Source organism: Kitasatospora sp. LaBMicrA B282 (assembly GCF_050325825.1).
Classification (GTDB): Bacteria; Actinomycetota; Actinomycetes; order Streptomycetales; family Streptomycetaceae; genus Kitasatospora.
Genome location: NZ_JBNQTI010000034.1, coordinates 37573 through 59324, shown reverse-complemented (window position 1 = coordinate 59324; position 21752 = coordinate 37573). Strand labels below are relative to the sequence as shown.

Sequence of the window (21752 nt, the reverse complement as noted above, 5' to 3'; positions counted from 1 at the left end):
CCCGCGCGGTCCGGCAGGTCGGCCAGCGCCGGGCCGCGCCAGAGCGCCAGCGCCTCGCCCAGCTGCGCCGCGGCCGCGGCGGCGTCCCCGGCGGTCAGCGCCCGGCGGCCCTGCTCGGCCAGCTCCTGGAACCGGGCCAGGTCGCTCTGTCGACTCGTCAGCCAGTAGCCGCCGGGCCCGGATTCGACCTCCGCGCGACCGATGGTGCGGCGCAGCCGGCCGACCAGCGTCTGCAGCGCGGCGCCGGCGTCCTGCGGCAGCTCGCCGGCCCAGACCTCGGCCACCAGGGCCTCGGCCGGGACGGCCCGCCCGTGGCGCAGCACCAGCGCGGCCAGCAGGGCGCGCAGCCGGGCACCGCCGAGCGGGACCGGGGTGCCGTCGTCGTGGTGGGCGGTCGTGGTGCCGAGGATGCCGTAATGCACGGGGACCATTCTGCGGCCTGTCCGCACCGGCCCGTCCGCACCGGCGCCCCGCACCGGCCCTCCGCACCGCCGCACGGAACGGGCCCGGGGCTCGGGACGTTCACTTGTCGCCGGTGCGGGGCGCCCGGCATGATCGGTGGCGCCCGCCCGTTTCCGCCCGGTACCGCCCGGTCACCCCTGACGAAAGAACCCCTGACTCATGAGCTTCGCCACCGCACACCGCCCGAGCAGCGAGGAGCGCCGGATCAGCCCGGTGTTCTGGGTGCTCCTGGCGACCATGGGCACCTCGGGCTGGGCGGTGTGGAGCGGCTACGGCTCGACCGGCTTCGGGGTCTTCCTCTTCGTGGTCGCCGGCTGGATGGTCTCGCTCTGCCTGCACGAGTACGCGCACGCCCGCACCGCGCTGCACGGCGGCGACATCACGGTGGGCGCCAAGGGCTACCTGACGCTCAATCCGTTCAAGTACGCCAACTCGCTGATGAGCTTCGTACTGCCGGTGGTCTTCGTGGTGCTGGGCGGCATCGGCCTGCCCGGCGGCGCGGTCTTCATCGAGCGGCACCGGATCCACGGGCGGCTCAAGCACAGCCTGATCTCGGCCGCCGGCCCGCTGGTCAACCTGGCCTTCGCGGTGGTGCTGCTGGTCCCGGTGGGCGCCGGCTGGCTGGACGCCGCGCCCGGCACCGTGTCGGTGGACACCCTGGTCGGCGGCACCGAGACGGTCAGCGTGCTGCCGGCCGCGCTCTCCTTCCTGGGCGTGCTCCAGGTCAGTGCCGCACTGCTCAACCTGCTCCCGGTGCCCGGCCTGGACGGATACGGGATCATCGAGCCCTGGCTCTCGCTGAAGACCCGGCGCGCGGTCGAGCCGTTCGCGCCCTACGGCCTGATGGCGGTCTTCATCGTGCTCTGGCAGTCCCAGGTGAACGTCTGGTTCTTCGAGCTGGTGCACGACATCGTCAGCGCGTTCGGCGTGAGCGGCGACAACGCGAACCTGGGCGCGAGCCTGTTCCGCTTCTGGTCCAACTGATTCCGGTCCGACTGACGCGCACGAGCCCGGGCGCGCCCCGGGGCGACCGGGTCCGCGCCCTCAGCCCTGCTGCTCGGCGGCCTTCTCCTGCTTCTCCTTGCGCAGGTAGAACCAGGCGATGTTGCTGGACACGCCGGCCAACAGGACCCAGATCACACCCAGCCAGTTGCCCTCCACGAAGGAGACCACGGCGGCGGACACCGCAAGGACGAAGACGAGCGAGGCGTACAGGGCGTTGCGGGGCATGGCGGCCGGCTCCAGAAGGGTCGGGTGGGTCGTTCCGGGGGTCCATTCTCCCGGAGGGTCCGGGCCCACCCGCAGGCGGGTCGGCCCGGACCCCCGGTGTCGTCACCGGATCGTCACGCCATCGACACGTGGTGTCACGACGGGCGGGGCTCAGACGTCGGTGATCCGCAGGCCGGCGTGCGCCTTGTACCGGCGGTTGACCGAGATCAGGTTCGCCACCAGGGCCTCGACCTGGTGGGCGTTGCGCAGCCGGCCCGCGTAGACGCCGCGCATGCCGGGGATCCGGTCGCTCAGCGCCTGCACCACGTCGGTGGCGGCCCGCTGGTCGCCGAGCACCAGCACGTCGGTGTCGATCTCGGCGATCTCCCGGTCCTGCAGCAGCACCGCCGACAGGTGGTGGAAGGCCGCGGTCACCCGGGACCCGGGGAGCAGCGCGGCGGCCTGCTGGGCGGCGCTGCCCTCCTCGGGACGGATCGCGAAGGCGCCCTGCTTGTCGAAGCCCAGCGGGTTGACGCAGTCCACCACGATCTTGCCGGCCAGCGCGCCGGCCAGCGCGGCCAGCAGCTCGCCGTGCCCGTCCCAGGGCACCGCGACGATCACCACGTCGCTCTCCCGGGCGGTGGCCGCGTTGTCCGCGCCGCGCACCCCGAAGCCGATCTCGGCGGCGGCCGCCTCGGCGCGCTCCGCGCTGCGCGAGCCGATGATCACCTGCTGCCCGGCCTTGGCCAGCCGGTAGGCCAGCCCGCGGCCCTGGTCACCGGTGCCGCCGAGGACGCCGACCACCAGCTGGGAGACGTCGGGCAGCCGGGGCGCGTCGGGCAGCGCGGCACCGTCCGGCTGCGCGGCGCCGGGGTTCGCTGATTCGAGGGAAGTCATACCGAGATCCTGCCAAACCCGTCCGGGCGCCTCCATCCTGGCGCCATGGACGTGACGAGAGTGAGCGGCCTGCGCGAGTTGCTGGCCGGATCCCCGTTGCTGGACTCGACGGCCGCCTTCGCCGGCTCGCTGCGCCGCGCCGTGACCCGCCGCTCGGCCCGCGGCCTGCTGCTGGTCGGCAGCGCGGGGTACGAGCCATGGCACCTGGCCGCGCACCTGGACGACGAGGCGGCCTGGGCCGGCGTCCCCGAGCTGTCCCCGACCCTGGTCCGGCACCGGGCCACCGCCGCGGCCGGTGGGTCGGAGCGGCTGCGGCACGGGCTGCCCCGGCTGGCGGCGGCCGGGCGCGGCGAGACGGTCCTGGTGGTCACCCCGGAGCCGGCCCGGCCGGCGCTGCTGGAGCGGGTGGCGGACGCCCGCCGGGGCGGGGCGACCGTGCTCGCGCTGGCGGCGGGCGACCCGGAGCTGGGCCGGCTCGCGCACGAGAACCTGACCGTGGAGAGCCCGGAGGAGCCGGGGTTCGATCTGGTGCAGCACCTGGTGAGCGCGGCGGCCGGCGAGCGGCGTCCCGGGCGGCGGTCCGGACTGGCCCGGCTGGTCCGGCAGTTCTCCATGGAGCCGGTCAACCGCTGGTGACGGCGGGCCGGCCGCCCGGCGCTGCGTGGGCGAACCGGGCGGGCGCGGCGGGCGTTCCGGGCGGGCGCGACGGTCGGGCCGGGCGGACGTGCCGTTGCGGTGCCGGGCGGAAAATCCGTTGCGACGCAGGTCCGCGGCGGCGCAGGATGACGGTTCGTGAACGAGGACAGCCATACCGCCGCGGCCGCGGCCCGCACCCCCCTGCTCCGCCGGCTGACGCCGGACCTCACCCCGTTCCGCACCTCGGCGGACTTCCGGCTGCTCTGGGGCTCCGGCTGCATCTCCAGCTTCGGCAGCTTCCTCACCTACGTCGCGCTCCCGCTGCAGATCAAGGAGCTGACCGGCTCCTACCTCGCGGTCGGCTCGATCGGCGCGGTCGAGCTGCTGCCGCTGGTCGTCTGCGGCCTGTGGGGCGGCGCGCTGGCCGACGCGCTCGACCGGCGCAAGCTGGTGCTCGGCGCGGAGGCGGCGCTCGGGCTGCTCAGCGGCCTGCTGCTGCTCAACGCGCTGCTGCCGCACCCGCTGCTCTGGCCGCTCTACCTGGTCGCCGCGCTGGCCGCGGCGGTGGACGGACTGCAGCGTCCGGCCCTGGACACCCTGGTGCCGCGGGTCGTCGAGCACGGGCAGATGACCGCCGCGTTCGCGCTGATCTCGATCTACCGCAACACCAGCACCATCCTCGGTCCGGCGCTGGCCGGCGTGATCGTCGCGTACGCGGGCGGTCCGGGCACCGCCTACGGGCTCGACGTGCTCACCTTCGTCGCCTCGCTGCTGCTGCTCGTCCGGCTGCGCGCGGTGCCGCCGCCGACCGGGGCCGACAAGCCCTCCGTGGCGGCGATCGCGGCGGGGGTGCGGTACGCCTGGAGCCGCCCGGAGCTGCTCGGCACCTACGCGGTGGACATCGTGGCGATGCTCTTCGCCTTCCCGAACGCGATCTTCCCGTTCCTCGCCGACGACCTGCACGCCGACTGGGCCCTCGGGCTGATGTACGGCGCGACGGCGGTCGGCGCGCTGCTGGTCGGGGCCACCAGCGGGTGGGCCTCCGCGGTGCACCGGCACGGGCGGATGGTGCTGCTGGCCGCGCTCGGCTGGGGCGCGGCGATGACGGTGGCGGGGCTGGCCGGGAACGTCTGGCTGGTGCTGCTCTGCCTGGCGGCGGCCGGCGGCGCGGACATGATCAGCGGGATGGGCCGCTCGACCATGTGGAACCAGTCGATCCCGGACCGGCTGCGCGGCCGGCTGGCGGGGGTGGAGCTGCTCAGTTACTCGGTCGGCCCGAACCTGGGGCAGGTGCGGGCCGGTGGCACCGCCGCGCTGGTCGGGGTGCGCGGCTCGGTCTGGCTGGGCGGGCTGGCCTGCGTGCTGGGCGTGGGCGCGCTGGCCACGGCGCTGCCGGCGCTGCTCGCCTACGACGCGCGGACCGACCCGCACGTGGCGGCGGCCCGCGCGGAGCGCGAGGCGGCGACGGCGACCGCAGAGACGGCGGCGGCCGAGGCAGCCGCGGCAGCCGCCTGACCGGCGGGCCGACTCTCCGTCAGTCCTCCTCCGCGGCCGTGCCGTCGACCGTGCCGTCGGCCGGCCGGTCGTGCCAGCGCGGGTCGTTCTGCCACTCCTCGTTGCGCTCCCGGGCGGTGTCCAGCGCCCGCCCGGCCTCCTCGCGGGTGGCGTAGGGGCCCAGCCGGTCCTTGGCCGGGCACTCCGGACCCTCCTCGACCTTCTGGTGCTTGAGGCAGTAGTACCACTCCCCCGGCTTGCCCACCTGGTTCCGCTTGAACAGGGCCATCTGCTCCTCCTCGTCCGCCATCCCTGATCGTTCCCGGCGGCAGCCTCGCACACACAGCCGGGGCGCTGCGGGCCGCGAGCGCTAGACTCGCGGCCATGGCTCACCTCGTTCCCGGCACCCAGTCCCCCACGCGCAAGGTCCCGGCGCACATCGCCCGACCGGAGTACGTGGGCAAGCCCGCCCCGACCCCCTACACCGGGCCCGAGGTACAGGACGCCGAGACCGTGGAGAAGATGCGGATCGCCGGCCGGATCGCCGCGCAGGCGATGGCGGCGGCCGCCGAGCTGATCGCCCCCGGCGTGACGACCGATCAACTGGACGTGGTGGCCCACGAGTACATGTGCGACCACGGCGCCTACCCGTCCGACCTGGGCTACCGGGGCTTCCCCAAGTCGATCTGCACCTCGATCAACGAGGTGATCTGCCACGGCATCCCGGACTCGACCGTGCTGCAGGACGGCGACATCGTCAACATCGACGCCACCGCCTACATCCACGGCGTGCACGGCGACCTGAACGCCACCTACCTGGTCGGCGAGGTGGACGAGGAGTCCCGGCTGCTGGTCGAGCGGACCCGGGAGTCACTCGACCGGGCGATCAAGGCGGTCAAGCCGGGGCGGCAGATCAACGTGATCGGCCGGGTGATCGAGTCCTACGCCAAGCGCTTCGACTACGGCGTGGTGCGCGACTTCACCGGCCACGGGATCAACACCTCGTTCCACTCCGGCCTGATCATCCCGCACTACGACAGCGACCGGGCCACCCAGGTGATCAAGCCCGGGATGACCTTCACCATCGAGCCGATGCTGACCCTGGGCACCTACGACTACGAGATCTGGCCGGACGGCTGGACCGTGGTGACCAAGGACCGCAAGCGCACCGCCCAGTTCGAGCACACCCTGCTGGTCACGGCGGACGGCGCGGAGGTCCTCACCCTGCCGTAGCGCGGGGCAGCCCGCTGCCGTGCGGCGCGGGGCGGTGGCTGATTCGGCCGGTCAGCCGATCAGCCACTGCTCCTCGGCGACCGCGCCCACCTCGGTGCAGGCGTCGGTGAGCACGTCCAGCACCCGCAGCGGGTCCGGCAGCGGGTGCTCGGGGCCCACCAGCCAGCGCACCTGCGAGCCGTCGGGCAGCGCTGCCGGCGGCAGCAGCGTGTAGGAGCCGCGGCAGTGCCAACGCAGCCCCGGGTGCTCGGACATGGTGTCCGGGTTGGTGTCCAGCGCGCTCGACCACCACTCGTCCTCGTCCTCCGGCCGCCCGCGGGTGGCGGTGAAGAAGAGGTAGCGCTCCTCCCCGACAGCGGCGACCGGGCCGGCGACGCCGAGCGCGGTCAGCCGGTCCAGGGCCAGCCGGCCCGCCTCGGCGGGGACGTCGAGCACGTCGTGGGCGCGCCCGGTGGCGGTGATGAAGTTGGTCTGCGGGTCCCGGGAGAGCCAGCGGGTCAGCTGGTCGGCATCGGTGGTCGCCTGGGACTGCCAGGCGAAGGAGACCGGGTGCTGGGCGGGCGCCGGGCAGCCGACCCGGTCACAGGAGCAGCGGTAGCCGGCCGGATGGGCGGCCGGGGCGAGCGGGAAGCCGGCCCGCACCGCGGAGAGCAGCAGCTCCAGCCGGGCCGCGGGGGAAGTCGCGCCTGCGGTCGGCCCGGGGCGCTGTCGATCGCGTCGCTGCCACCACGCCGTCCACCTGCTGCTGGCTTCCATCGGGCCCCTTTCGCTCGCACGGCGTGCCCGGTACGGCACCGCCCTCGACGCAACTACGGACGCAAACGCCCGGAGCGGCCCGCGGCTTCCCGGGGTCGCCGGACCGGCCGGCGGACAGCGGCGGTCGGGGCGGATCGGGCAGGCGGACACGCGCCGTGCCCGGCCCCGCACGGGGCCGTCCGACCCGGGCCGGGCCCGAGGGCGTACTGAGCAGGATAAGGGAGCGTTCGGGCACTCCCGACCCGGGGGTGTTTGGGATCACCGCCCGATCGATGCGAAGCTGGTCGGATGAGGAGCGCGGAGACGGAATTCATCGGCGGGCCGCTGGACGGCCGCATCCTGCCGGTCTACCTGAATCCGTTCAACGCCGTGCCCAAGGTGTACAAGGTGCCGGTCCCCGCGCACGGCGAGGAGCCGGCCCGGACACTGGTGTACCGCCGGGCCAAGCGGCACAGCGCCAAGGGGCGGCCGCGCTGGGTCTACGAGTACGAGGCGACGGAGCAGGACCGCCTCCCGGGGCCGGAGCAGGACGGCGCCGCGGACGGCGGCGAACCCGGGACTCCCGAGCCGCCGTCGCCCGACGCCGCGTAGCGGCCGGGCCGCCGGGCCGCGACCGGCCTCACCCGATGCGCAGCGCTCGGCCTCCCCCGCCGCGTCGCGACCGGCCTCCCCCGCCGGGTGGCGCTCACGCCTCCTCGGCGAGGATCAGGTACAGCTTCTTGCGCGCCTCGACCAGGACCGCCAGGCCCTTGGTCCGCTGCTCCTCGGTGCCGGTGGCCATCACCTGGCGGATCGCGTGGTCCACCGAGGCCAGCGCCTGGCCGACCTCCTGCACCGCCTCCCAGTCGACCCCGCTGCCGGCCGCCTGCCAGGGCTCGGTCGAGCCCGACTCGGCCTCCGCGCGCCCGGTCTCGGTGAGCGTGAAGAGCCGCTTGCCGCCGGTCTCCTGAGCCACGATCAGGCCCTCCTCCTCCAGCAGCTGGAGGGTCGGGTAGACCGATCCCGGGCTGGGCCGCCAGGCGCCGCCGGTCCGCTCGCCGATCTCGGTGATCATCTCGTAGCCGTGCATCGGCCGCTCCTTGAGCAGCGCCAACAGCGAGGCGCGCACGTCGCCGCGCCGGGCCCGCCCGCCGTGCCGCCCGCGCATCCGCCCGCCGGGGCCGCCGAAGCCGCCGCGGAACGGGCCGCCGCCACCGAAGGGGCCGCCGCCGGGCGGGAAGGGCGGACCGAAGGCCGGCCGCTGCTGCTCGAACTCTCCGGGCACCCGGTCGAACCGCCGCCCGCCGTCGCGGTGGCCGCGGCCACCGCCGTACATCCGTTGCGTACGCATGGTGCGTACCGCCTTTCGTCCAATCGTGTCGTCGTCGCCGAAGCACTCACGAGGTTTCGCGAGCCATCTCCGTACGCTCTCGATGCTTCGACGATATATCGGTAACTGTCGCTCGTCAACGTTTTCCGAGCGCTTCCCGAGTCAGCGGCACGCCAGCCGCTACGGTGGCGGGCATGGCCGGTGACATGGATCTCCCGAAGCTGCTCGCTGACCTGCGCCCGGTGCTCAACCCGGGCCGGTTCGTCTACTGCACCTTCGCCGGGCGAGTGCCCGCAGGGCTGCGGCCCGTGGTGACGGTGGCCGAGGCCGAGGGGGTGACGGCCGTGGTCGACCAGGAGGAGGCCGACGCGCTCGGGCTCGGGTACGACTACGTGGCCGCCTGGATCACGCTGCGGATCCACTCCGCGCTGGCGACCGTGGGCCTGACCGCGGCGGTGGCCGGGCGGCTCACCGAGCACGGGATCAGCTGCAACGTGGTGGCGGGCTTCCACCACGACCACCTGTTCGTCCCCGCCGCCGAGGCGGAGCGCGCGCTGCGCGCGTTGGAGGAGCTGGCCGCGGAGCACCGCTGAGCCCGCCGCCGGTTGCGGGGCGGCGGGGGCAGGGTGCTGCCACCGGTCAGAGCCGGCGCAGCACCGTGACCTGGTCCGCGCTGAACACCACGGCGTAGTGCGCGCCCGGGTGCAGGGCGGCGGCGTAGCCGGGCAGGTCGGTGGGCCCGCCCTGCCAGCCGAGCGTGTCCACGCACAGGTACTGCGGCGCCACCTTGCTACCGCCCAACCAGTAGGCGTCGTCCCGGGCGGCCAGCCGGGCCAGTGGCGCTATCGAGGACTCCACCGTCACGTCCGCCGGGATCCGCCCGATCGCCGCGCGCAGCGCCTGGGCGTGCGTCCCGCCGCTCCAGGCGCCCGGGTCGGTCAGCCCGCCGAGCCCGACCGGCAGGCTCACCATGCAGGCCACCGCGATCGCCGGCACTGCGGGCACCAGCCCCTCGGCGTACCCCTTGAGCGCCGAGTGCTCGGCGGCCCGGATCCGGGCGATCGCGTCCACCATGGCGAGGAAGAGGATCGGCATCAGGGTCGCGTTGTAGTGCCAGTCCGGACCCCAGAACATCGGGTTGGACGAACCGAAGCGCCAGGCCAGGGTGGGCAGCGCGAGCACCACCAGCGGTGAGCGCAGCGCCAGGAAGCCGACGATGCCGAACAGCCAGCCGACCGTCTTCCACACCGTCAGCCGGGTGAACGGACCGCTGATCACCTGCCAGAGCTTGGGATGGGTGCCGCCCGGCAGCTTGGACCAGTAGTCGAACTGGTGGGTCGGGTTGAAGTGCGGGACCAGCACCAGCATGGTCAGCGCCGTGAAGGCCACCCCGAAGACGACCAGCACCGCGCCGGAGTACCAGCGGCGCGCCCGCAGCACCAGCACCACGCCGAGCGCCGCCGCGGTCAGCCCGAGGTCCTCCTTGACCAGCACCAGCGGCAGCGCCCACCAGGCCGCCCGGTCCCAGTCGCGCAGCAGCAGGTACCGGCAGACCAGGGCGAGCAGCGGCACCGCGAAGGCGATCTCGTGGAACTCCGCGTCGATCGCCCGCTGCAGCCCCCAGGAGAGCCCGTACCCGATGCCGATCAGCATCCCGCTGGTGGTCGAGCCGAGCACCCGCTCGGCGGTGTCCGAGACCACGCCGACCGACCAGGCGAACAGCGCCGCCTGTGCGACCAGCAGCGTGGCCGCCGACGGGACCAGCCAGTAGAACGGCGCCAGCACGGCCAGGATCGGCGACCAGTGGTCACCCAGCTCGTTGAAGCCGGGTCCCTTTATCGACACGATCGGCGCCTTGAGGTGCGCGTAGCCCTTGACCGCCTCGGTGAAGATGCCGAGGTCCCAGGAGGGCGAGCCGAAGCGGTCGTAGCGGACCAGGGCGAGCAGGCTGTAGGCGCCCAGGAACATCACGGCCAGGCCGATGTGCGGCGCGCTCTCGGCCAGCCAGCCGGTGCCGGCCCGGCGGGCCCGGTGCGCCCGCCCGGCCGCGGCCCGCGCCACCCGGCCCCAGGCGGGGACGCGCTGGATCGGGATCGCGCTCTCGCGTGTCTCGGTCATCCCGACCCCCTCCGGTCGCTGGTGCGGCTGCGCGGTCTCCGTGCCGGCTGCCCGGGCCCGGCGTTCGGTGCCGGCGTTCCGTGCCGGCTGTGCGATGTCTGTACGAATGAGGAACGGTATCGCGCCACCGCTCGAACACCACACAGAACCCGGCCGGTTGCCCCCACCGTCCACCGCCCGGAGCACCCTGGAGGAGACGCCCGCCGGTCCGACGTGACCCGAGAGACACCCCCTAGGCTGGTCGCCATGCCGTCCTCGCCGTCGTCGACGCCCGCCGCGTCCCTGCCCGACACGCTCCGGATCGTCTCCCGCTCCTCCCCCATGGCGCTCGCCCAGGTCGAACGGTTCCGCGCCGAACTGGCCGTCCTGCACCCGGGAATCGTCACCACCGTGGTCCCGGTCACCACCGAGGGCGACCGCTGGCCCGGGGCGCTGTCCGCGCTCGGCGGCAAGGGCGCGTTCACCAAGGAGGTGGACGCGGCGCTGCTGGCCGGCCGGGCCGACGTCGCCGTGCACTGCGTCAAGGACGTCCCCGCCGACCGCCCGCTGCCCGCCGGCACCGTCTTCGCGGCCGTGCTGCGCCGCGACGACCTGCGCGACGCGCTGGTCCACCCCGACGGGCTGACCCTCGATCAGCTCCCGGCCGGCACCCGGATCGGCACCTCCTCGGTGCGCCGGATCGCCCAGCTGGCCGTCAGCCACCCGCACCTGGTGTGCGCCCCGCTGCGCGGCAACGCCAACAGCCGCCTGGCGAAACTGGCCGCCGGCGAGGTCGACGCCCTGCTGCTGGCCGCCTCCGGGCTGGCCCGGATCGGCGAGCAGGACCGGATCAGCGAGGTGCTGAGCCTGGAGGCGCTCTGCCCGCCGATCGGCGCCGGGGTGCTCGCGCTGCAGTGCCGGGAGGACGACACCGCCACCATCGACGCGGTGCGCGGCCTCAACCACGAGGCCACCTGGCGCGAGATGACCGCCGAGCGGATGTTCCTGCACGTGCTCCAGGGCCACTGCAACAGCCCGATCGCCGGCTACGCACGGGCCGAGCGGGACGGCCGCCTGTCGCTGCGCGGCCGGGTCTTCACCCCCGACGGCAAGACGGTGCTGGACGCCCACGAGTGGGCCGGCCCGCTGGACCCGGCGACGCTGGGCACCTCGGTCGCGGTGGCGCTGCTGCGACAGGGGGCGCGGGAGCTGATCGACAGCATCCCGCACTAGGGGGGCGGGGGCGCTCCGGCCCGGGCTCAGTCGCCGGTCGGGTCCGGGCTCACTCGCCGGTCGGGTCCGGGCTCACTGACCACACCACCTCGGGCTCACTCGCCCTCGCGGCGGCTCTCCTCGGCGGACTCGGCCACGCCCGCCTCGTGGCCGGCCGCGTAGACCCGGCGGACGAAGTCGGCGGCCTGGTCCTGCGTCAGGTCGTCGGTCATGGTCATCAACTCGTCGGTGAAGCGGATCAACCAGTGCTGTCGGTGCGTCATGCACCCCATGACACACCGTCAGCCACGGGCCCGCGCGCGGTGTCACCCGTTCGGGGGTTCGAGCCCCGAACGGCTCGCGGATCCGCCAGACTGACCGCCACGTGCGCCGGCGGCGCCCCGCGCAGCGGAGCCGCCCGGCCGAGGAGCGAGGAGCAGCCGATGGCGATGGCCCAGCACATCCACGACACCCTGACCGCCTACCTGGCCCGCCACCCCGAGGAAGCGACCGAGCTGGCCCCCGCGCTGGCGCTGGCCGCCGACCCGGCCACCGAGCTGGCGGAACGCTTCACCGTCAGCACCGCGGTGCGCGGCCCCGCCGACGAGGTCCTCTACCTGCGCCACCGCGCCCAGGAGGCCTGGCTGCTACCCGGCGGCCACCTCGATCCGGCCGACCCCTCGCTGCTCGCCGCCGCCGAACGCGAGCTGGCGGAGGAGACCGGCATCGACACGGCGGTGCCGGCCGCCGCGCTGCCGGTCGAGTTCTTCCGGTACACCAGCCGGTTCTCCGGCCGCACCGCCTATCACGCGCGGTTCGCCCACACGGTGGCCACCCGACCCGACTGCCGGCTCCAGGAGTCCGAGGTCACGGCCGCCCGCTGGGTGCCGCTGGCGGAGCTCCCGGACCCCCGACTGCGCGAACGACTGCGCGGCGCCTGCGGGGGCTGACCTGGGCGGCCGGGTCTGCCGGGTCGGCCGAGTCGGGACCTGCGCGGCAGTCGCCGGTTACCGCTACCGAGACCCCGGCCGACCCGCGCCGAGCCCCGACTCCAGCGCGTCGAAGGCCTGCGTCACCGCCGCACTGACGGAGCGCCCGATCAGCTCGGCCGGCTCGCCCGCCACGATCCGGCGGCGGATCTCCGCGACCGCCGCCCGGTACGCCCCCGCGATCGCGCCCGCCAGCAGCCGCGGCAGCGGATCGGCCGGGTCCGCACCGCTCGCCTCGGCCAGCGCCGGCGCCAGCGCCGCCTCCGCCCGTTCGGCGATCTCCCGACCGCGCGCCTGGAGCGCCGGGCTGTCCGCGACCACCTGCCAGAAGGCCTTCGCCGCGGGGTTCAGGCCGAGGGTCGGCTCGCCCGCCGCGAGTCCGGCCAGCAGGTCCGCCCGGACCGCCGCCAGCGGCGAGCAGCCGGGCGGGCGGGTGCGGACCACGGTGGCCAGCCGGGCCTCCACCTCGGCCTGCCGGTCGTAGAAGAGGTCCTCCTTGGTCGGGAAGTAGTTGAACGCCGTGTTCACCGAGACCCCGGCCGCCCGGGCCACCTCGGCGACCGTCACCCGGTCGAAGCCGCGCTCGACGAAGAGGCCCATCGCGGTGTCGGCGAGGGCGGCCCTGGTCTGCTGCTTCTTCTCTTCGCGGAGTCCCACGGGCTCATCCTAGGTTGCCGTCACAGCATCATGGAGTCACTTTAATTTTGGTGTCACACCAAAATTATCGGCTAGGGTGCCGCCATGGCCTTCCCCTTCTTCTCCGCATCCCGCCCCGCCTTCCCGTTCGGTATCTACCCGGGCGCCCTACTCGGCAGCGACACCGGTTACGTCCAGCCGGTCCGCCCCGACGAGCCGACCGCGATCGGCGCGGCACTCCAGCGGCTCCAGGGTCCGGCCGAACCGCTGCTGGTGCGCGCCTACCGCTCGTTCCCGGCAGGCGTGCTGCCCGACACCCCGGCCGAACCGCTGCGGCTGCTCGGCGGAGAACGTCGACTCGACCTGGTGCTCTGCTACCGGGAACCGGCGCCGCACCCGGACGCTCCCCTCGACCGGTGGCTGGACCACATCCGCGCCGCCGTAGGTGAGTTGGGGCCGCACCTGGCGGCGGTCCAGGTCTGCGAGGAGCCCAACGTGGACCTGCCCCCGGTGGACGGCAGCATCCCCGGCGTCCGCCGCGCCCTGGTGCAGGGGGTGGTCGCGGCCAAGGAGGCGGCGACCTCGGCCGGACTGGACCTCGCGGTGGGATTCAACGCGGCACCGAGCTTCGACCCGGCGGACACCTTCTGGCGCGAGCTGGGCGAACTGGCCGACGCCGAGCCGCGGTTCCGCCGCTCGCTCGACTACGTGGGGGTGGACTTCTTCCCCGACGTCTTCCGGCCGATCCCGCCCGGGCAACTGGCCGCCGCGGTCACCGGCGTGCTCACCCACCTGCGCACCAGCAGCCTCGCCCAGGCGGGCATCGGCCCCGACGTGCCGCTCCGGATCTGCGAACACGGCTGGCCCACCGGCCCCGGACGGTCCGAGCAGCGGCAGGCCGAGGTGCTGGCGGAGGTGGTCCGCACCGTGATCGGCCTGCGGACGGAGCCGAACCTCGGCGGGTACTCCTGCTTCGCGCTGCGCGATGCGAACAGCGCGGGCGAGGGCCGCTTCGACCGGTTCGGGCTGCTGCACGACGACTACACGCCGAAGCCCGCCTTCGACACCTACCGGCAGCTGATCGCCGAGTTCGGCCGCCGGTCGGGATAGGGTCGGTCGTTCCACGGGGGAACAGGGGAATCACCATGGCACGCGCACGAGTCCTGCTGCTGGACGCCGCACCCGGCGACCTGCTCGACCGGGAGCTGGGCCGACTGCTCGCTCACGGTCTCGCACCCACCCTCAACCTGCGCCGAGTACCCGCCGAGGAGCGGGCGGCGGTGCGCACGAGCTGGGACGGCCGGGTGGCGTTCACCGAGTTCGACGCCTTCGACCAGGCCGCCCTGACCGCCGCGACGGTGGCCGGCGGGGTCGGGTTCGACGCACTGAAGTCCCGCTCCGGGCCACCGCTGCGGGCCGCCTTCCTGGCCGCCGCGACCGACCCGGCCCTGGACCGCCCGCTGCGGGTGATCGGGCGGGCGGGCGCCGGAACCGACCACGTCGAGCTGCCGGCCGCCGGCGCCCACGGGGTCACCGTCACCCACACCCCCGGCAGCAACGCCGCCGGGGTCGCCGAGTTCGCGCTGGCCCAGCTACTGGCCCTGACCCGCCGGCTCGCCGAGCACAACACGACCTCGCACCAGGGCAGTTGGCCAGGCTCGGTGCCACCGGCCCGGGAACTCTCAGAGCTGACCCTGGGCATCGTCGGGCTGGGCCGGACCGGCCGCGCGCTGGCGAGCCGGGCCGAGGCGCTCGGCATGACCGTCCGCGGCATCGGGCGGGACGGCGACCTGCGCCGACTGTTGACCACCTGCCAGGTGATCTCCCTGCACCTGCCGCTCACCGCCGGCACCCGCGGACTGATCGGGCGGGCCGAGCTGTCCCTGCTGCAGCCCGGCGCACTGCTGCTGAACACCGCCCGCGGCGGCATCGTCGACGAGCAGGCCCTCGCCGACGCGCTGCGCGACCCCACCCACCCGCTCGCCGCCGCGGCCGTGGACACCTTCGAGCACGAGCACGCCGCCTTCGCCTCACCCCTCTTCGGCCTGCCGAACGCGCTGCTCACCCCGCACGTGGCAGGCATGACCCGGACCGCAATGGCCGAGGCCGCCCTACGCTGCGCCGACCACCTGGCGGCTTTGCTGGCCGGACACGCGAACGGGGTCCCGACGGTCGCCTCTGCCGCCTGCTGACTCAGCGCACCCCGCACAGCCACAGCACCGCGGCGGTGGCCGCCGCCAGCACCACCACCCCGACCGGCCGGGCCACCCCGGCCGGTGAGTGCCCGGTGAAGAGCGCGGTGGTGGCGACCAGGGCGGCCGCCAGCACCACGGCCGCGGTCTGCACCAGCCACACGACCCGCGCGGACACGTTCAGCCGGCTGCGCAACAGCGGACCGGCCAGCCGGAGCGCGTAGGTGCCGGCCGCCAGGCTCAGTGCGCCGGCGAGCAGTTCGGGACGGCCGGTCACCGCACGTCTCCTGTCTCGGGCACGGGCGCTGCCCCCACCCACGATCACAGCGGGATCGCCAGCCCCAACAACCCCAACAGCACTGGCAACCCGGCGGACAGCGCGTTCACCAACAACCCCGCCAACACCGCGGCCACCAGGCTCCCCCCGGGCCCCACGATCCCGACGAACAGGAACTCCGACGCCCCGGCCACCACCAACGTCGCCATCACCACCGGCAACCACAGCGGAAACCCCCGGCCACCGCGATCGCCCCGTACGACACCCCGATCACCCCGACCGCCAGCCACACCAAGGCGATGTCCCGCAGCAGCGCCCGCTCCAACTTCCCCCGTATCGCAAGCATGATCCGCACAGTACAGACGGCGAAGGCCCTCCGATCCGCCGGCCGGCGGATCAGAGGGCTTTCCCTCGGCTGAGCGACGGACGAGTCGGCCTGTACCGCGTCGAACTGTGCGACAAGCATCGAGTCGTCCCACGCCTCGACGACATCGGGGTCCGCGTCGCTCAGCAATCCCAGCCGAAGACCGGCGCGCCGCAGGTCCGCCATGCACTCCGGCACCGTCGTATCGGTGTGCAGCCTCGTCGGGGCCAGCCGCCGCAGCGTCGACTCCACCCTCGGCACGTGCGCGACCGGTGCTCCACAGACTGCGGCGAGGTGTTCGGCGATCGCGGTAGTGGTACGCAACGTCCCGTCGCGCCAGCTTCGCCAACTCTCCTTGAGGGCGCGGTCGGCGCTTCGCTCCGACACGTCCAGGGCGGCGGCGATCTCTCGTACCGCCCGTTCCCGCTCATGGCTGTCCGGTGCCGGGACCAGGGTGCCGAAGAGGTCCAGGATCACAGCGGTGAGCTGGATGGGACTGTTCATCACTCTCCCTCCACCATCTGTTCGGTGATGGATGGAAGCCTGCTTCCCCGGACCTCATCTCCACGAGGTCCGCGCGTCGCACCCCCGTCGAATCCATGCCGAACAGTGCCCTCCGGCACCGAGGTCGACCATCGACGGGGAGTCACCGGCCGGTGTCGCACTCGTGCTGAACTCCTGGTGAACCGTTGCCCGTACAGCCGGGGCTCGTCCGCCATACGCTGCTAGCGTCATCACTACCAATCACGGGGGCTTGTCTGGGGACTGTGCAGCGCTGGTCAGGCCGGGAGGCCAAGGCTCTGCGTGGAGCGTTGCGGATGTCCGTTCGTGCCTTCGCGGCCCACCTCGGGGCCAGTGATCGGACGGTCTCCAAGTGGGAGGCCGGCGGGGAGCACATGTTCCCCGTGCCCGACTCGCAGGCGATGCTCGACACGGTCCTCGACCGAGCGGACCCGGACGTCATGGAACGCTTCCGAGACCTCTTGGACGGGCCAGACCGACGGCGGGCACCCGACGCGGGAAGTTACGTCTTCGCACCACCTCCGGAGCACGGCTTGGTCCACAGAACCGAAGACTTCGACAGCGTCGTCGCCTGCTGACCGAGGCGAGCGGCGCCGGGACCGGCACGGTCCTCGGCGTGTGCGGCCCCGGCGGATTCGGCAAGACAACCCTCGTCACCCAGCTCTGCGGCGACCTGCGGGTGCAGGAGCTCTTCCCCGAGATCCTCTGGGTCGAGACAGGGCGGTCCGCCAGTTCTGCCGAGTCCTGGCCGACCGCTCACTGATCAGCGCGTACCTGGCCGACCGGCAGGCGGTGGTCCTCCACGACGTCTTCCGCTCCTACCTGAAGCACCTCGTCGGAGACCGGTGGACGGCCCTGCACCGCTCACTGATCGGCTCCTACCGACACTCCGCCGACAGCGACTGGTCACAACTCCCCGCGCAGCACGCCTACATGTGGCAGCAACTGCCCTACCACCTCCATGAGGCGGGGCTCGACGACGAGCTCGTCGACCTGCTCTCCTCCACCTCGTACGTGGCGAGCAAAGCCTCGATCGTCGGCAGCCAGTCGCTGGCCGCCGATGCCGAGATCCTCCGGTCCGCTGACGCCCGGCAGGCCGAGCCCCGCCCCAAGCTCCAGGACTGGCTCCGGGCCGGCGTCCTGACCAGCGCCGGCTACCTGCTGCACGGACTGCGGACACCACAGGATATGGAAGCGACGCTCACTCTCGCCCTCGTCCGCGCCGGCGATCCTCCACCCGCTAACGCCACAGACGGTGACAACCAGTCAGGTCTCCTGAATTGCTGGGCACGACCCGCCCGTCCGGAGGAAGCGGTCACGGGCCACGTGGGTGCGGTCGTCTCGGTCACGACCGCAGCGGGACTGGTCGCCTCCGGCGGCGAGGACGGCACCGTCCGCGTCTGGGACTTCGCGTCGAACGAACTGCTCCACGCCTTCCACGCGCACACGGGCTGGGTGTTCACCACGGCGCTGACGAACGACGGCGAGACGCTGGCCTCAGCGGGCGAGGACGGCCTGATCCGCCTCTGGCACCCGCGCACAGGCAAGGCCCTCGGCACCCTCACCGGCCACGAGCGCCGGATCCGGGGCCTCAGCTTCACCCTGGACGGCCGGCGCCTGCTCTCGGCTGCCGAGGACGGGCAGGTGCACGTCTGGGACATCGACCGACTGACGCTCAGTCACAGCATGTCGGCCTGCGGGACACCGTTGTGGACGGTCTCCGTCGACGCTGCGGCAAGGATCGTGGCCACCGCGGGCGAGGACGAGTTCGTCCGCCTCTACGACCTGCCGACCGGTGCGCTCCACGACGAGAAGGCAGGCCACCGGGACTGGGTCCGGACCGTGGCCGTCTCCCCCGCCGGGTCGCTCCTCGCTTCGGGCTCCGGCGACCGCTCCGTCGTGCTCTGGGACACCAGTGCCGGAAGGCTCAACCAAGTCCGGCGAGTGGACGGCCTCCCTGCCCGGGTGCGGTCGGTGCTCGTCGACGGCACGTCGGACACCCTGGTCGCGGCGACCGAGGACGCCGTCATCCGTGCTTTCGACTCCAGCGGACCGGTGGGCGAGATCCGGCTTCCTCCCGGCGTCGACTGGGTGCGGGGTCTGGCCGGCACTACGGACTCCACGGTCATCGCCGGCTGCGAGGACGGCGCCATCCGAGTGTGGTCGAAGTCGAAGCCCGGCGGGCTCCGGGTTCTCGCCAACGGCTCGAACACGGTCTGGTCGACCTCCATCACGGCCGACGGCACGCTCGGAGTAGTCGGGCACGGCGACGGCCGGATCGAGCTGCTGGACCTTCCCACTGCCACGCCGCGCCGCGAACTCCGTGGTGGAGCGGGCCGAGTCTGGTCCGCAGCCACCGGTGGCAAGTACGTCGCAGCCGCCTGTGGAGACGGTTCGGTCCACGTCTGGTCCCTCGACGACGAGGACTGGTCGCTGCGGCTGAACGAGGACGTCGAGCGGAGCTGGGGAGTCGCGCTTCCCCGGGCTGGCACGCGGCTCGCGGCCAGCACCGGGGACGGCCGCGTCCGGTGCTGGGACCTGCCCAGCGGGACGTTGCGGTGGGAGCTGCAGGCGCATGCCGGTCGCGTCCGGTCGCTGGCCTTCGACGCGGGTGGCAGCCTGCTCGCGGTGAGTGGCGGCGACGGCACCGTGTACCTCTGGGACGCTGACACCGGCCGGCACCTGAGCAGGTTCGTGAACTCCGGCGGCTGGGCGCGGCCGATCGCGGTCGACGCGGCCGGTACCCGTCTCGCGGTGGGCTCCGGCACGGGCGAGATCCACATCTGCGATGTCCGCACCGAGCAGTTCATCGGACATCTGGCCGGCCATGCGGGCCGGATCCTCATGGTCGCGTTCACCGACGACCATGATCGACTAGTGTCGGCAGCGGCCGACGGGACGGTCCGGGCCTGGTCACTCGGCCGGCAGCGCCAGCTCGCCGAGGTCCGTGTCGACGCGACGCTCAACTGCGCTGCGGCCGACCCCGGCACGGGCCGCGTACTCGTCGGCAGCGCATCCGGCCCAGCCTCGCTGCGGCTGAACCACACCACACCCGCCGACGACCAGTTCGACGCCGACCCGCTCCCGGGCTCCGGCGACAGCCGACGAGGAGAAGGACGAGCCTGACCGTGGCCCCCGCCAACACCGCACCCATGATTCTGAGCGGCACCCCCGGCTCCTTCGCCTGGGGCGTCTTCCACGAGCGGCACCCCAAGCTCATCCGGCAGGTGCTCGATGCCCTGCCGTACGAGCCGAAGACACAGGACGCCGTCGAGCAGCTGCTGGCCGAGAGCACCGACGGGGTACTGGAACCGCTGAACGAGAGCGCACACGACCACCAGCAGTGGGCGCGGTGGGGCGAGGGCCTCTTCGGCCGCCCGTGGGCCGAGGCTCCCTTCCTGTGGGCCGAGAGCTACTTCTACCGCCGACTGCTCGAAGCCACCGGCTACTTCCGCCCCGGGCCCTGGCAGGGCATCGACCCGTTCACCCCGTTCAAGAACGCCGAACTGACCGGGGCAGCCGTCGAGGACGAACTCGCGGCCCTCGACGACCTGCCGCTCCTTCCCGCCGGCCAACGCGGCGAGGCACTGCTCGCCTCCGCGCTCTGGGGCAACCGCGCCGACCTCAGCTTCCAGATCACCGCTTCGGCCGAAGGAGAGGCCCAGCACACTGCCCTCCTCGCGGACGACAGCCCGCTACTCTGGTCCGCGCTCGACGGCGCGAGCGGCTCCCGGGTCTGCCTCCTCGCGGACAACGCCGGACGGGAGCTGCTGCCCGACCTCGTCCTGCTCGACCACCTCCTGGCGACCGGCCTCGCCGCCGAGGCCGTCCTCTACGTGAAGCCGTTCCCCTACTACGTGTCGGACGCGACTACCGCCGACGTCCTGGCCACGATCAACCGTCTAGTCGCCGGGCCGCGGAGCGAAGCCCAGCTGATCGGCCGCCGGCTCTGGCAGGCCATCAGCACCGGCGCCCTGAAGGCCCGCACGCACCAGTTCTTCTGCGCGCCGCTCCCGTTCCACGAGATGCCCGCCGACCTGCGCGCCGAACTCTCCGGGGCCGCCCTGACCATCGTCAAGGGTGACCTCAACTACCGGCGGCTCGTTGGGGACCAGCTCTGGGACGCCAGCGATCCGTTCGCCGAGCGGGCAGGCCACTTCCCGTCCCCGGCGGCGGCCCTGCGCACCCTGAAGTCGGACGTCATCGTCGGCCTCGACCAGCCGGTGGTCGCACGCCTGGGCGCCACCGGAGAACCCTGGCGCACCAGCGGCACCTACGGCCTCATCCAGGTGCACGCCGCGACACAGCACTGAGCGCCGCCGAGGAACATCGATGCCCTGCCACGGTCAGCCCCTGACCGTCGCGGGACTCGTTCTTCCCGGTGAACCCCCCAGGGTGTCGCGCCGACGGTGATCCCGACGCAGGCAGCGAGAGTCGCATGCTGGTCACGCTGCCCGAGTGGGCCCGGCAACCGCCGGGGTGTGACGCCCGGCCGTGCAGCCGGCCCACACCGCCACACAGCTCCGGGCGGCCCCTCAGCACGAGAGCCGGGAACCACGACGTGCCGACCAGTTCGCAGGACCAGGACGGCCGTCACGGATCGTCCGAGGGGATCCGCCGGTTCTACGACCGCCTCGCCCATGGGGAGGCCGAGCGCCTGGTCAAGGACATCCCGGGGCGCGTCTCATTAGAGGTGCATCGGCGCTTCCTCCGTCGGCACATCCGTCCCGGCTGGCGGGCGCTGGAGGTCGGCGCCGGCCCGGGGCGGTTCACCGTCGAACTCGCTGCGCTCGGCGCCAGTGTCGTCGTCAGCGACCTCTCCCCCGTGCAGCTCGCCCTGAACACCGAGTTCGTTACTGCCGCCGGAGCCGAGCACGCCGTGGAACGGCGCGAGGAACTCGACGTCCGCGACCTCTCCCGGTACACCGACGACTCCTTCGACGCTGTCCTCGCCTTCGGCGGACCGCTCTCCTACGTCTTCGAAGCCGAGCAGACGGCGATGAACGGGCTCGTCCGGGTGACGCGCCCCGGCGGGCTGGTCCTGGCATCCGTCATGTCACGGTGGGGCACCTGGCGCGCCCACCTCCCCGGCGTTCTAGCGCTTGAGGAGCAGCACGGAACGGCAATGGGTGGCCTGGTGCTCGCCACCGGCGACCTTCGCCACGTCCCCGAGCTGGAACACGTCTGCCGGATGTTCACCTGGCAGGAGGTCGCGGACCTGGTCGACGCCGCCGACGCCCGCCTCGTCGACAGCTCGGCCAGCAACTGGGCCAGCCTCCAGCACGCCGGCAGCCTGACAGCCCTGGAACAGGATCAACTGCGATGGCAGCGCTTCCTGGACCACGAAGCCACGGCATGCGCCGCTCCGGGCTCCCGCGACGGCGGCACACACATCATCTTCGCCGCCGAGCCCCCGCACTGCCGCAGGTGAGCGCTCTGCGGAAATGTGAGGTGCCCCGGCTTGTGG

General features: G+C 73.4%; 27 protein-coding genes. 15 read left to right on the top strand and 12 right to left on the bottom strand.

From position 1 onward, the window contains the following. A partial coding sequence (locus ACQRUO_RS12640) for an AfsR/SARP family transcriptional regulator (protein WP_428315929.1) occupies positions 1–431 on the bottom strand: 431 nt, incomplete at its 3' end. 190 nt (positions 432–621) lie between these two features. Between ACQRUO_RS12640 and ACQRUO_RS12635 the strand changes: the two genes are divergently transcribed. Then, complete coding sequence (locus ACQRUO_RS12635; protein WP_428315928.1) at positions 622–1446, top strand: site-2 protease family protein; 825 nt, start codon at positions 622–624, stop codon at positions 1444–1446. Positions 1447–1506: 60 nt separating this feature from the next. On the opposite strand, the gene ACQRUO_RS12630 is transcribed toward ACQRUO_RS12635, so the two are convergent. Beyond that, on the bottom strand, positions 1507–1692 hold the full coding sequence (locus ACQRUO_RS12630; RefSeq protein WP_428315927.1) for a hypothetical protein: 186 nt from the start codon (positions 1690–1692) through the stop codon (positions 1507–1509). A gap of 150 nt (positions 1693–1842) precedes the next feature. Then, positions 1843–2568, bottom strand: coding sequence for an NADPH-dependent F420 reductase (gene npdG / locus ACQRUO_RS12625; RefSeq protein WP_428315926.1), 726 nt, complete (start codon positions 2566–2568; stop codon positions 1843–1845). Between the two features lie 45 nt (positions 2569–2613). Here npdG and ACQRUO_RS12620 point away from each other — a divergent pair, with 45 nt between their 5' ends. After that, on the top strand, positions 2614–3204 hold the full coding sequence (locus tag ACQRUO_RS12620; protein ID WP_428315925.1) for a hypothetical protein: 591 nt from the start codon (positions 2614–2616) through the stop codon (positions 3202–3204). A 156-nt stretch (positions 3205–3360) separates the two neighbouring features. Continuing rightward, positions 3361–4719: an MFS transporter gene (locus ACQRUO_RS12615; protein WP_428315924.1), complete on the top strand. Its 1359-nt coding sequence runs from the start codon at positions 3361–3363 to the stop codon at positions 4717–4719. 19 nt (positions 4720–4738) lie between these two features. Here the strand turns inward: ACQRUO_RS12615 and ACQRUO_RS12610 are convergent, their stop codons facing one another. Continuing rightward, positions 4739–4987: a hypothetical protein gene (locus ACQRUO_RS12610; protein WP_428315931.1), complete on the bottom strand. Its 249-nt coding sequence runs from the start codon at positions 4985–4987 to the stop codon at positions 4739–4741. 95 nt (positions 4988–5082) lie between these two features. On the opposite strand from ACQRUO_RS12610, the gene map reads away from it, so the two are divergent. Beyond that, the gene (map, locus tag ACQRUO_RS12605; RefSeq protein WP_428315923.1) at positions 5083–5931 is read left to right on the top strand and encodes a type I methionyl aminopeptidase; all 849 of its coding nucleotides are present in this window, start codon (positions 5083–5085) and stop codon (positions 5929–5931) included. A 51-nt stretch (positions 5932–5982) separates the two neighbouring features. On the opposite strand, the gene ACQRUO_RS12600 is transcribed toward map, so the two are convergent. Next, positions 5983–6687: a bifunctional DNA primase/polymerase gene (locus ACQRUO_RS12600; RefSeq protein WP_428315922.1), complete on the bottom strand. Its 705-nt coding sequence runs from the start codon at positions 6685–6687 to the stop codon at positions 5983–5985. A 288-nt stretch (positions 6688–6975) separates the two neighbouring features. Here ACQRUO_RS12600 and ACQRUO_RS12595 point away from each other — a divergent pair, with 288 nt between their 5' ends. Next, positions 6976–7278, top strand: coding sequence for a hypothetical protein (locus ACQRUO_RS12595; RefSeq protein ID WP_428315921.1), 303 nt, complete (start codon positions 6976–6978; stop codon positions 7276–7278). A 94-nt stretch (positions 7279–7372) separates the two neighbouring features. Here ACQRUO_RS12595 and ACQRUO_RS12590 read toward each other — a convergent pair whose 3' ends face one another. Next, positions 7373–8017: a PadR family transcriptional regulator gene (locus ACQRUO_RS12590; protein ID WP_428315920.1), complete on the bottom strand. Its 645-nt coding sequence runs from the start codon at positions 8015–8017 to the stop codon at positions 7373–7375. A gap of 173 nt (positions 8018–8190) precedes the next feature. Here ACQRUO_RS12590 and ACQRUO_RS12585 point away from each other — a divergent pair, with 173 nt between their 5' ends. Next, entirely contained in the window at positions 8191–8589 is a 399-nt protein-coding gene (locus tag ACQRUO_RS12585; protein ID WP_428315919.1) for an ACT domain-containing protein, read from the top strand. A 46-nt stretch (positions 8590–8635) separates the two neighbouring features. Here the strand turns inward: ACQRUO_RS12585 and ACQRUO_RS12580 are convergent, their stop codons facing one another. Then, positions 8636–10114 (bottom strand): DUF2079 domain-containing protein, encoded by a 1479-nt coding sequence (locus ACQRUO_RS12580; RefSeq protein WP_428315918.1) that lies wholly within the window; start codon positions 10112–10114, stop codon positions 8636–8638. 246 nt (positions 10115–10360) lie between these two features. Here ACQRUO_RS12580 and hemC point away from each other — a divergent pair, with 246 nt between their 5' ends. Beyond that, positions 10361–11326 (top strand): hydroxymethylbilane synthase, encoded by a 966-nt coding sequence (gene hemC, locus ACQRUO_RS12575; protein ID WP_428315917.1) that lies wholly within the window; start codon positions 10361–10363, stop codon positions 11324–11326. 95 nt (positions 11327–11421) lie between these two features. Here hemC and ACQRUO_RS12570 read toward each other — a convergent pair whose 3' ends face one another. Then, positions 11422–11589 carry a hypothetical protein gene (locus tag ACQRUO_RS12570; RefSeq protein WP_428315916.1) on the bottom strand — a complete coding sequence of 56 codons (168 nt, stop codon included), beginning with the start codon at positions 11587–11589 and terminating at the stop codon, positions 11422–11424. A gap of 159 nt (positions 11590–11748) precedes the next feature. On the opposite strand from ACQRUO_RS12570, the gene ACQRUO_RS12565 reads away from it, so the two are divergent. Next, the gene (locus tag ACQRUO_RS12565) at positions 11749–12255 is read left to right on the top strand and encodes an NUDIX domain-containing protein (RefSeq protein WP_428315915.1); all 507 of its coding nucleotides are present in this window, start codon (positions 11749–11751) and stop codon (positions 12253–12255) included. 63 nt (positions 12256–12318) lie between these two features. On the opposite strand, the gene ACQRUO_RS12560 is transcribed toward ACQRUO_RS12565, so the two are convergent. Continuing rightward, entirely contained in the window at positions 12319–12951 is a 633-nt protein-coding gene (locus ACQRUO_RS12560; protein ID WP_428315914.1) for a TetR family transcriptional regulator, read from the bottom strand. Positions 12952–13035: 84 nt separating this feature from the next. Between ACQRUO_RS12560 and ACQRUO_RS12555 the strand changes: the two genes are divergently transcribed. Beyond that, complete coding sequence (locus tag ACQRUO_RS12555; RefSeq protein WP_428315913.1) at positions 13036–14040, top strand: hypothetical protein; 1005 nt, start codon at positions 13036–13038, stop codon at positions 14038–14040. Between the two features lie 35 nt (positions 14041–14075). After that, positions 14076–15122 carry an NAD(P)-dependent oxidoreductase gene (locus ACQRUO_RS12550; protein WP_428315912.1) on the top strand — a complete coding sequence of 349 codons (1047 nt, stop codon included), beginning with the start codon at positions 14076–14078 and terminating at the stop codon, positions 15120–15122. Between the two features lies 1 nt (position 15123). On the opposite strand, the gene ACQRUO_RS12545 is transcribed toward ACQRUO_RS12550, so the two are convergent. Genes ACQRUO_RS12545 through ACQRUO_RS12535 form a run of 3 tightly spaced genes read right to left on the bottom strand, consistent with a single transcriptional unit; the run spans position 15124 to position 16267 of the window. Then, positions 15124–15399: an AzlD domain-containing protein gene (locus tag ACQRUO_RS12545; protein ID WP_428315911.1), complete on the bottom strand. Its 276-nt coding sequence runs from the start codon at positions 15397–15399 to the stop codon at positions 15124–15126. Positions 15400–15443: 44 nt separating this feature from the next. Beyond that, entirely contained in the window at positions 15444–15608 is a 165-nt protein-coding gene (locus tag ACQRUO_RS12540; RefSeq protein WP_428315910.1) for a hypothetical protein, read from the bottom strand. Then, positions 15608–16267 (bottom strand): hypothetical protein, encoded by a 660-nt coding sequence (locus ACQRUO_RS12535; RefSeq protein WP_428315909.1) that lies wholly within the window; start codon positions 16265–16267, stop codon positions 15608–15610. Before ACQRUO_RS12535 ends, ACQRUO_RS12540 begins: the two co-directional genes overlap by 1 nt. A gap of 314 nt (positions 16268–16581) precedes the next feature. Between ACQRUO_RS12535 and ACQRUO_RS12530 the strand changes: the two genes are divergently transcribed. The 5 genes from ACQRUO_RS12530 (at position 16582) to ACQRUO_RS12510 (ending at position 21716) form a co-directional block, all read left to right on the top strand. Next, a complete protein-coding gene (locus ACQRUO_RS12530; protein ID WP_428315908.1) occupies positions 16582–16863 on the top strand; it encodes a hypothetical protein in 282 nt (93 codons plus the stop codon). A 38-nt stretch (positions 16864–16901) separates the two neighbouring features. Continuing rightward, on the top strand, positions 16902–17048 hold the full coding sequence (locus ACQRUO_RS12525; protein WP_428315907.1) for an NB-ARC domain-containing protein: 147 nt from the start codon (positions 16902–16904) through the stop codon (positions 17046–17048). Between the two features lie 29 nt (positions 17049–17077). Beyond that, positions 17078–19411: a PQQ-binding-like beta-propeller repeat protein gene (locus ACQRUO_RS12520; RefSeq protein WP_428315906.1), complete on the top strand. Its 2334-nt coding sequence runs from the start codon at positions 17078–17080 to the stop codon at positions 19409–19411. A gap of 26 nt (positions 19412–19437) precedes the next feature. Continuing rightward, positions 19438–20598 carry a damage-control phosphatase ARMT1 family protein gene (locus tag ACQRUO_RS12515; protein WP_428315905.1) on the top strand — a complete coding sequence of 387 codons (1161 nt, stop codon included), beginning with the start codon at positions 19438–19440 and terminating at the stop codon, positions 20596–20598. Positions 20599–20846: 248 nt separating this feature from the next. Further along, on the top strand, positions 20847–21716 hold the full coding sequence (locus ACQRUO_RS12510) for a class I SAM-dependent methyltransferase (protein ID WP_428315904.1): 870 nt from the start codon (positions 20847–20849) through the stop codon (positions 21714–21716). Positions 21717–21752: the final 36 nt, after the last annotated feature.

What these genes read in the sequence shown, in the direction of transcription:
- ACQRUO_RS12635 (WP_428315928.1), top strand. Translation starts at nt 622, where the DNA reads ATGAGCTTCGCCACCGCACACCGCCCGAGCAGCGAGGAGCGCCGGATC.
- ACQRUO_RS12630 (WP_428315927.1), bottom strand. Translation starts at nt 1,692, where the DNA reads ATGCCCCGCAACGCCCTGTACGCCTCGCTCGTCTTCGTCCTTGCGGTG.
- npdG (WP_428315926.1), bottom strand. Translation starts at nt 2,568, where the DNA reads ATGACTTCCCTCGAATCAGCGAACCCCGGCGCCGCGCAGCCGGACGGT.
- ACQRUO_RS12620 (WP_428315925.1), top strand. Translation starts at nt 2,614, where the DNA reads ATGGACGTGACGAGAGTGAGCGGCCTGCGCGAGTTGCTGGCCGGATCC.
- ACQRUO_RS12610 (WP_428315931.1), bottom strand. Translation starts at nt 4,987, where the DNA reads ATGGCCCTGTTCAAGCGGAACCAGGTGGGCAAGCCGGGGGAGTGGTAC.
- map (WP_428315923.1), top strand. Translation starts at nt 5,083, where the DNA reads ATGGCTCACCTCGTTCCCGGCACCCAGTCCCCCACGCGCAAGGTCCCG.
- ACQRUO_RS12600 (WP_428315922.1), bottom strand. Translation starts at nt 6,687, where the DNA reads ATGGAAGCCAGCAGCAGGTGGACGGCGTGGTGGCAGCGACGCGATCGA.
- ACQRUO_RS12595 (WP_428315921.1), top strand. Translation starts at nt 6,976, where the DNA reads ATGAGGAGCGCGGAGACGGAATTCATCGGCGGGCCGCTGGACGGCCGC.
- ACQRUO_RS12590 (WP_428315920.1), bottom strand. Translation starts at nt 8,017, where the DNA reads ATGCGTACGCAACGGATGTACGGCGGTGGCCGCGGCCACCGCGACGGC.
- ACQRUO_RS12585 (WP_428315919.1), top strand. Translation starts at nt 8,191, where the DNA reads ATGGCCGGTGACATGGATCTCCCGAAGCTGCTCGCTGACCTGCGCCCG.
- ACQRUO_RS12580 (WP_428315918.1), bottom strand. Translation starts at nt 10,114, where the DNA reads ATGACCGAGACACGCGAGAGCGCGATCCCGATCCAGCGCGTCCCCGCC.
- hemC (WP_428315917.1), top strand. Translation starts at nt 10,361, where the DNA reads ATGCCGTCCTCGCCGTCGTCGACGCCCGCCGCGTCCCTGCCCGACACG.
- ACQRUO_RS12570 (WP_428315916.1), bottom strand. Translation starts at nt 11,589, where the DNA reads ATGACGCACCGACAGCACTGGTTGATCCGCTTCACCGACGAGTTGATG.
- ACQRUO_RS12565 (WP_428315915.1), top strand. Translation starts at nt 11,749, where the DNA reads ATGGCGATGGCCCAGCACATCCACGACACCCTGACCGCCTACCTGGCC.
- ACQRUO_RS12555 (WP_428315913.1), top strand. Translation starts at nt 13,036, where the DNA reads ATGGCCTTCCCCTTCTTCTCCGCATCCCGCCCCGCCTTCCCGTTCGGT.
- ACQRUO_RS12550 (WP_428315912.1), top strand. Translation starts at nt 14,076, where the DNA reads ATGGCACGCGCACGAGTCCTGCTGCTGGACGCCGCACCCGGCGACCTG.
- ACQRUO_RS12540 (WP_428315910.1), bottom strand. Translation starts at nt 15,608, where the DNA reads ATGGCGACGTTGGTGGTGGCCGGGGCGTCGGAGTTCCTGTTCGTCGGG.
- ACQRUO_RS12535 (WP_428315909.1), bottom strand. Translation starts at nt 16,267, where the DNA reads ATGAACAGTCCCATCCAGCTCACCGCTGTGATCCTGGACCTCTTCGGC.
- ACQRUO_RS12530 (WP_428315908.1), top strand. Translation starts at nt 16,582, where the DNA reads ATGTCCGTTCGTGCCTTCGCGGCCCACCTCGGGGCCAGTGATCGGACG.
- ACQRUO_RS12515 (WP_428315905.1), top strand. Translation starts at nt 19,438, where the DNA reads ATGATTCTGAGCGGCACCCCCGGCTCCTTCGCCTGGGGCGTCTTCCAC.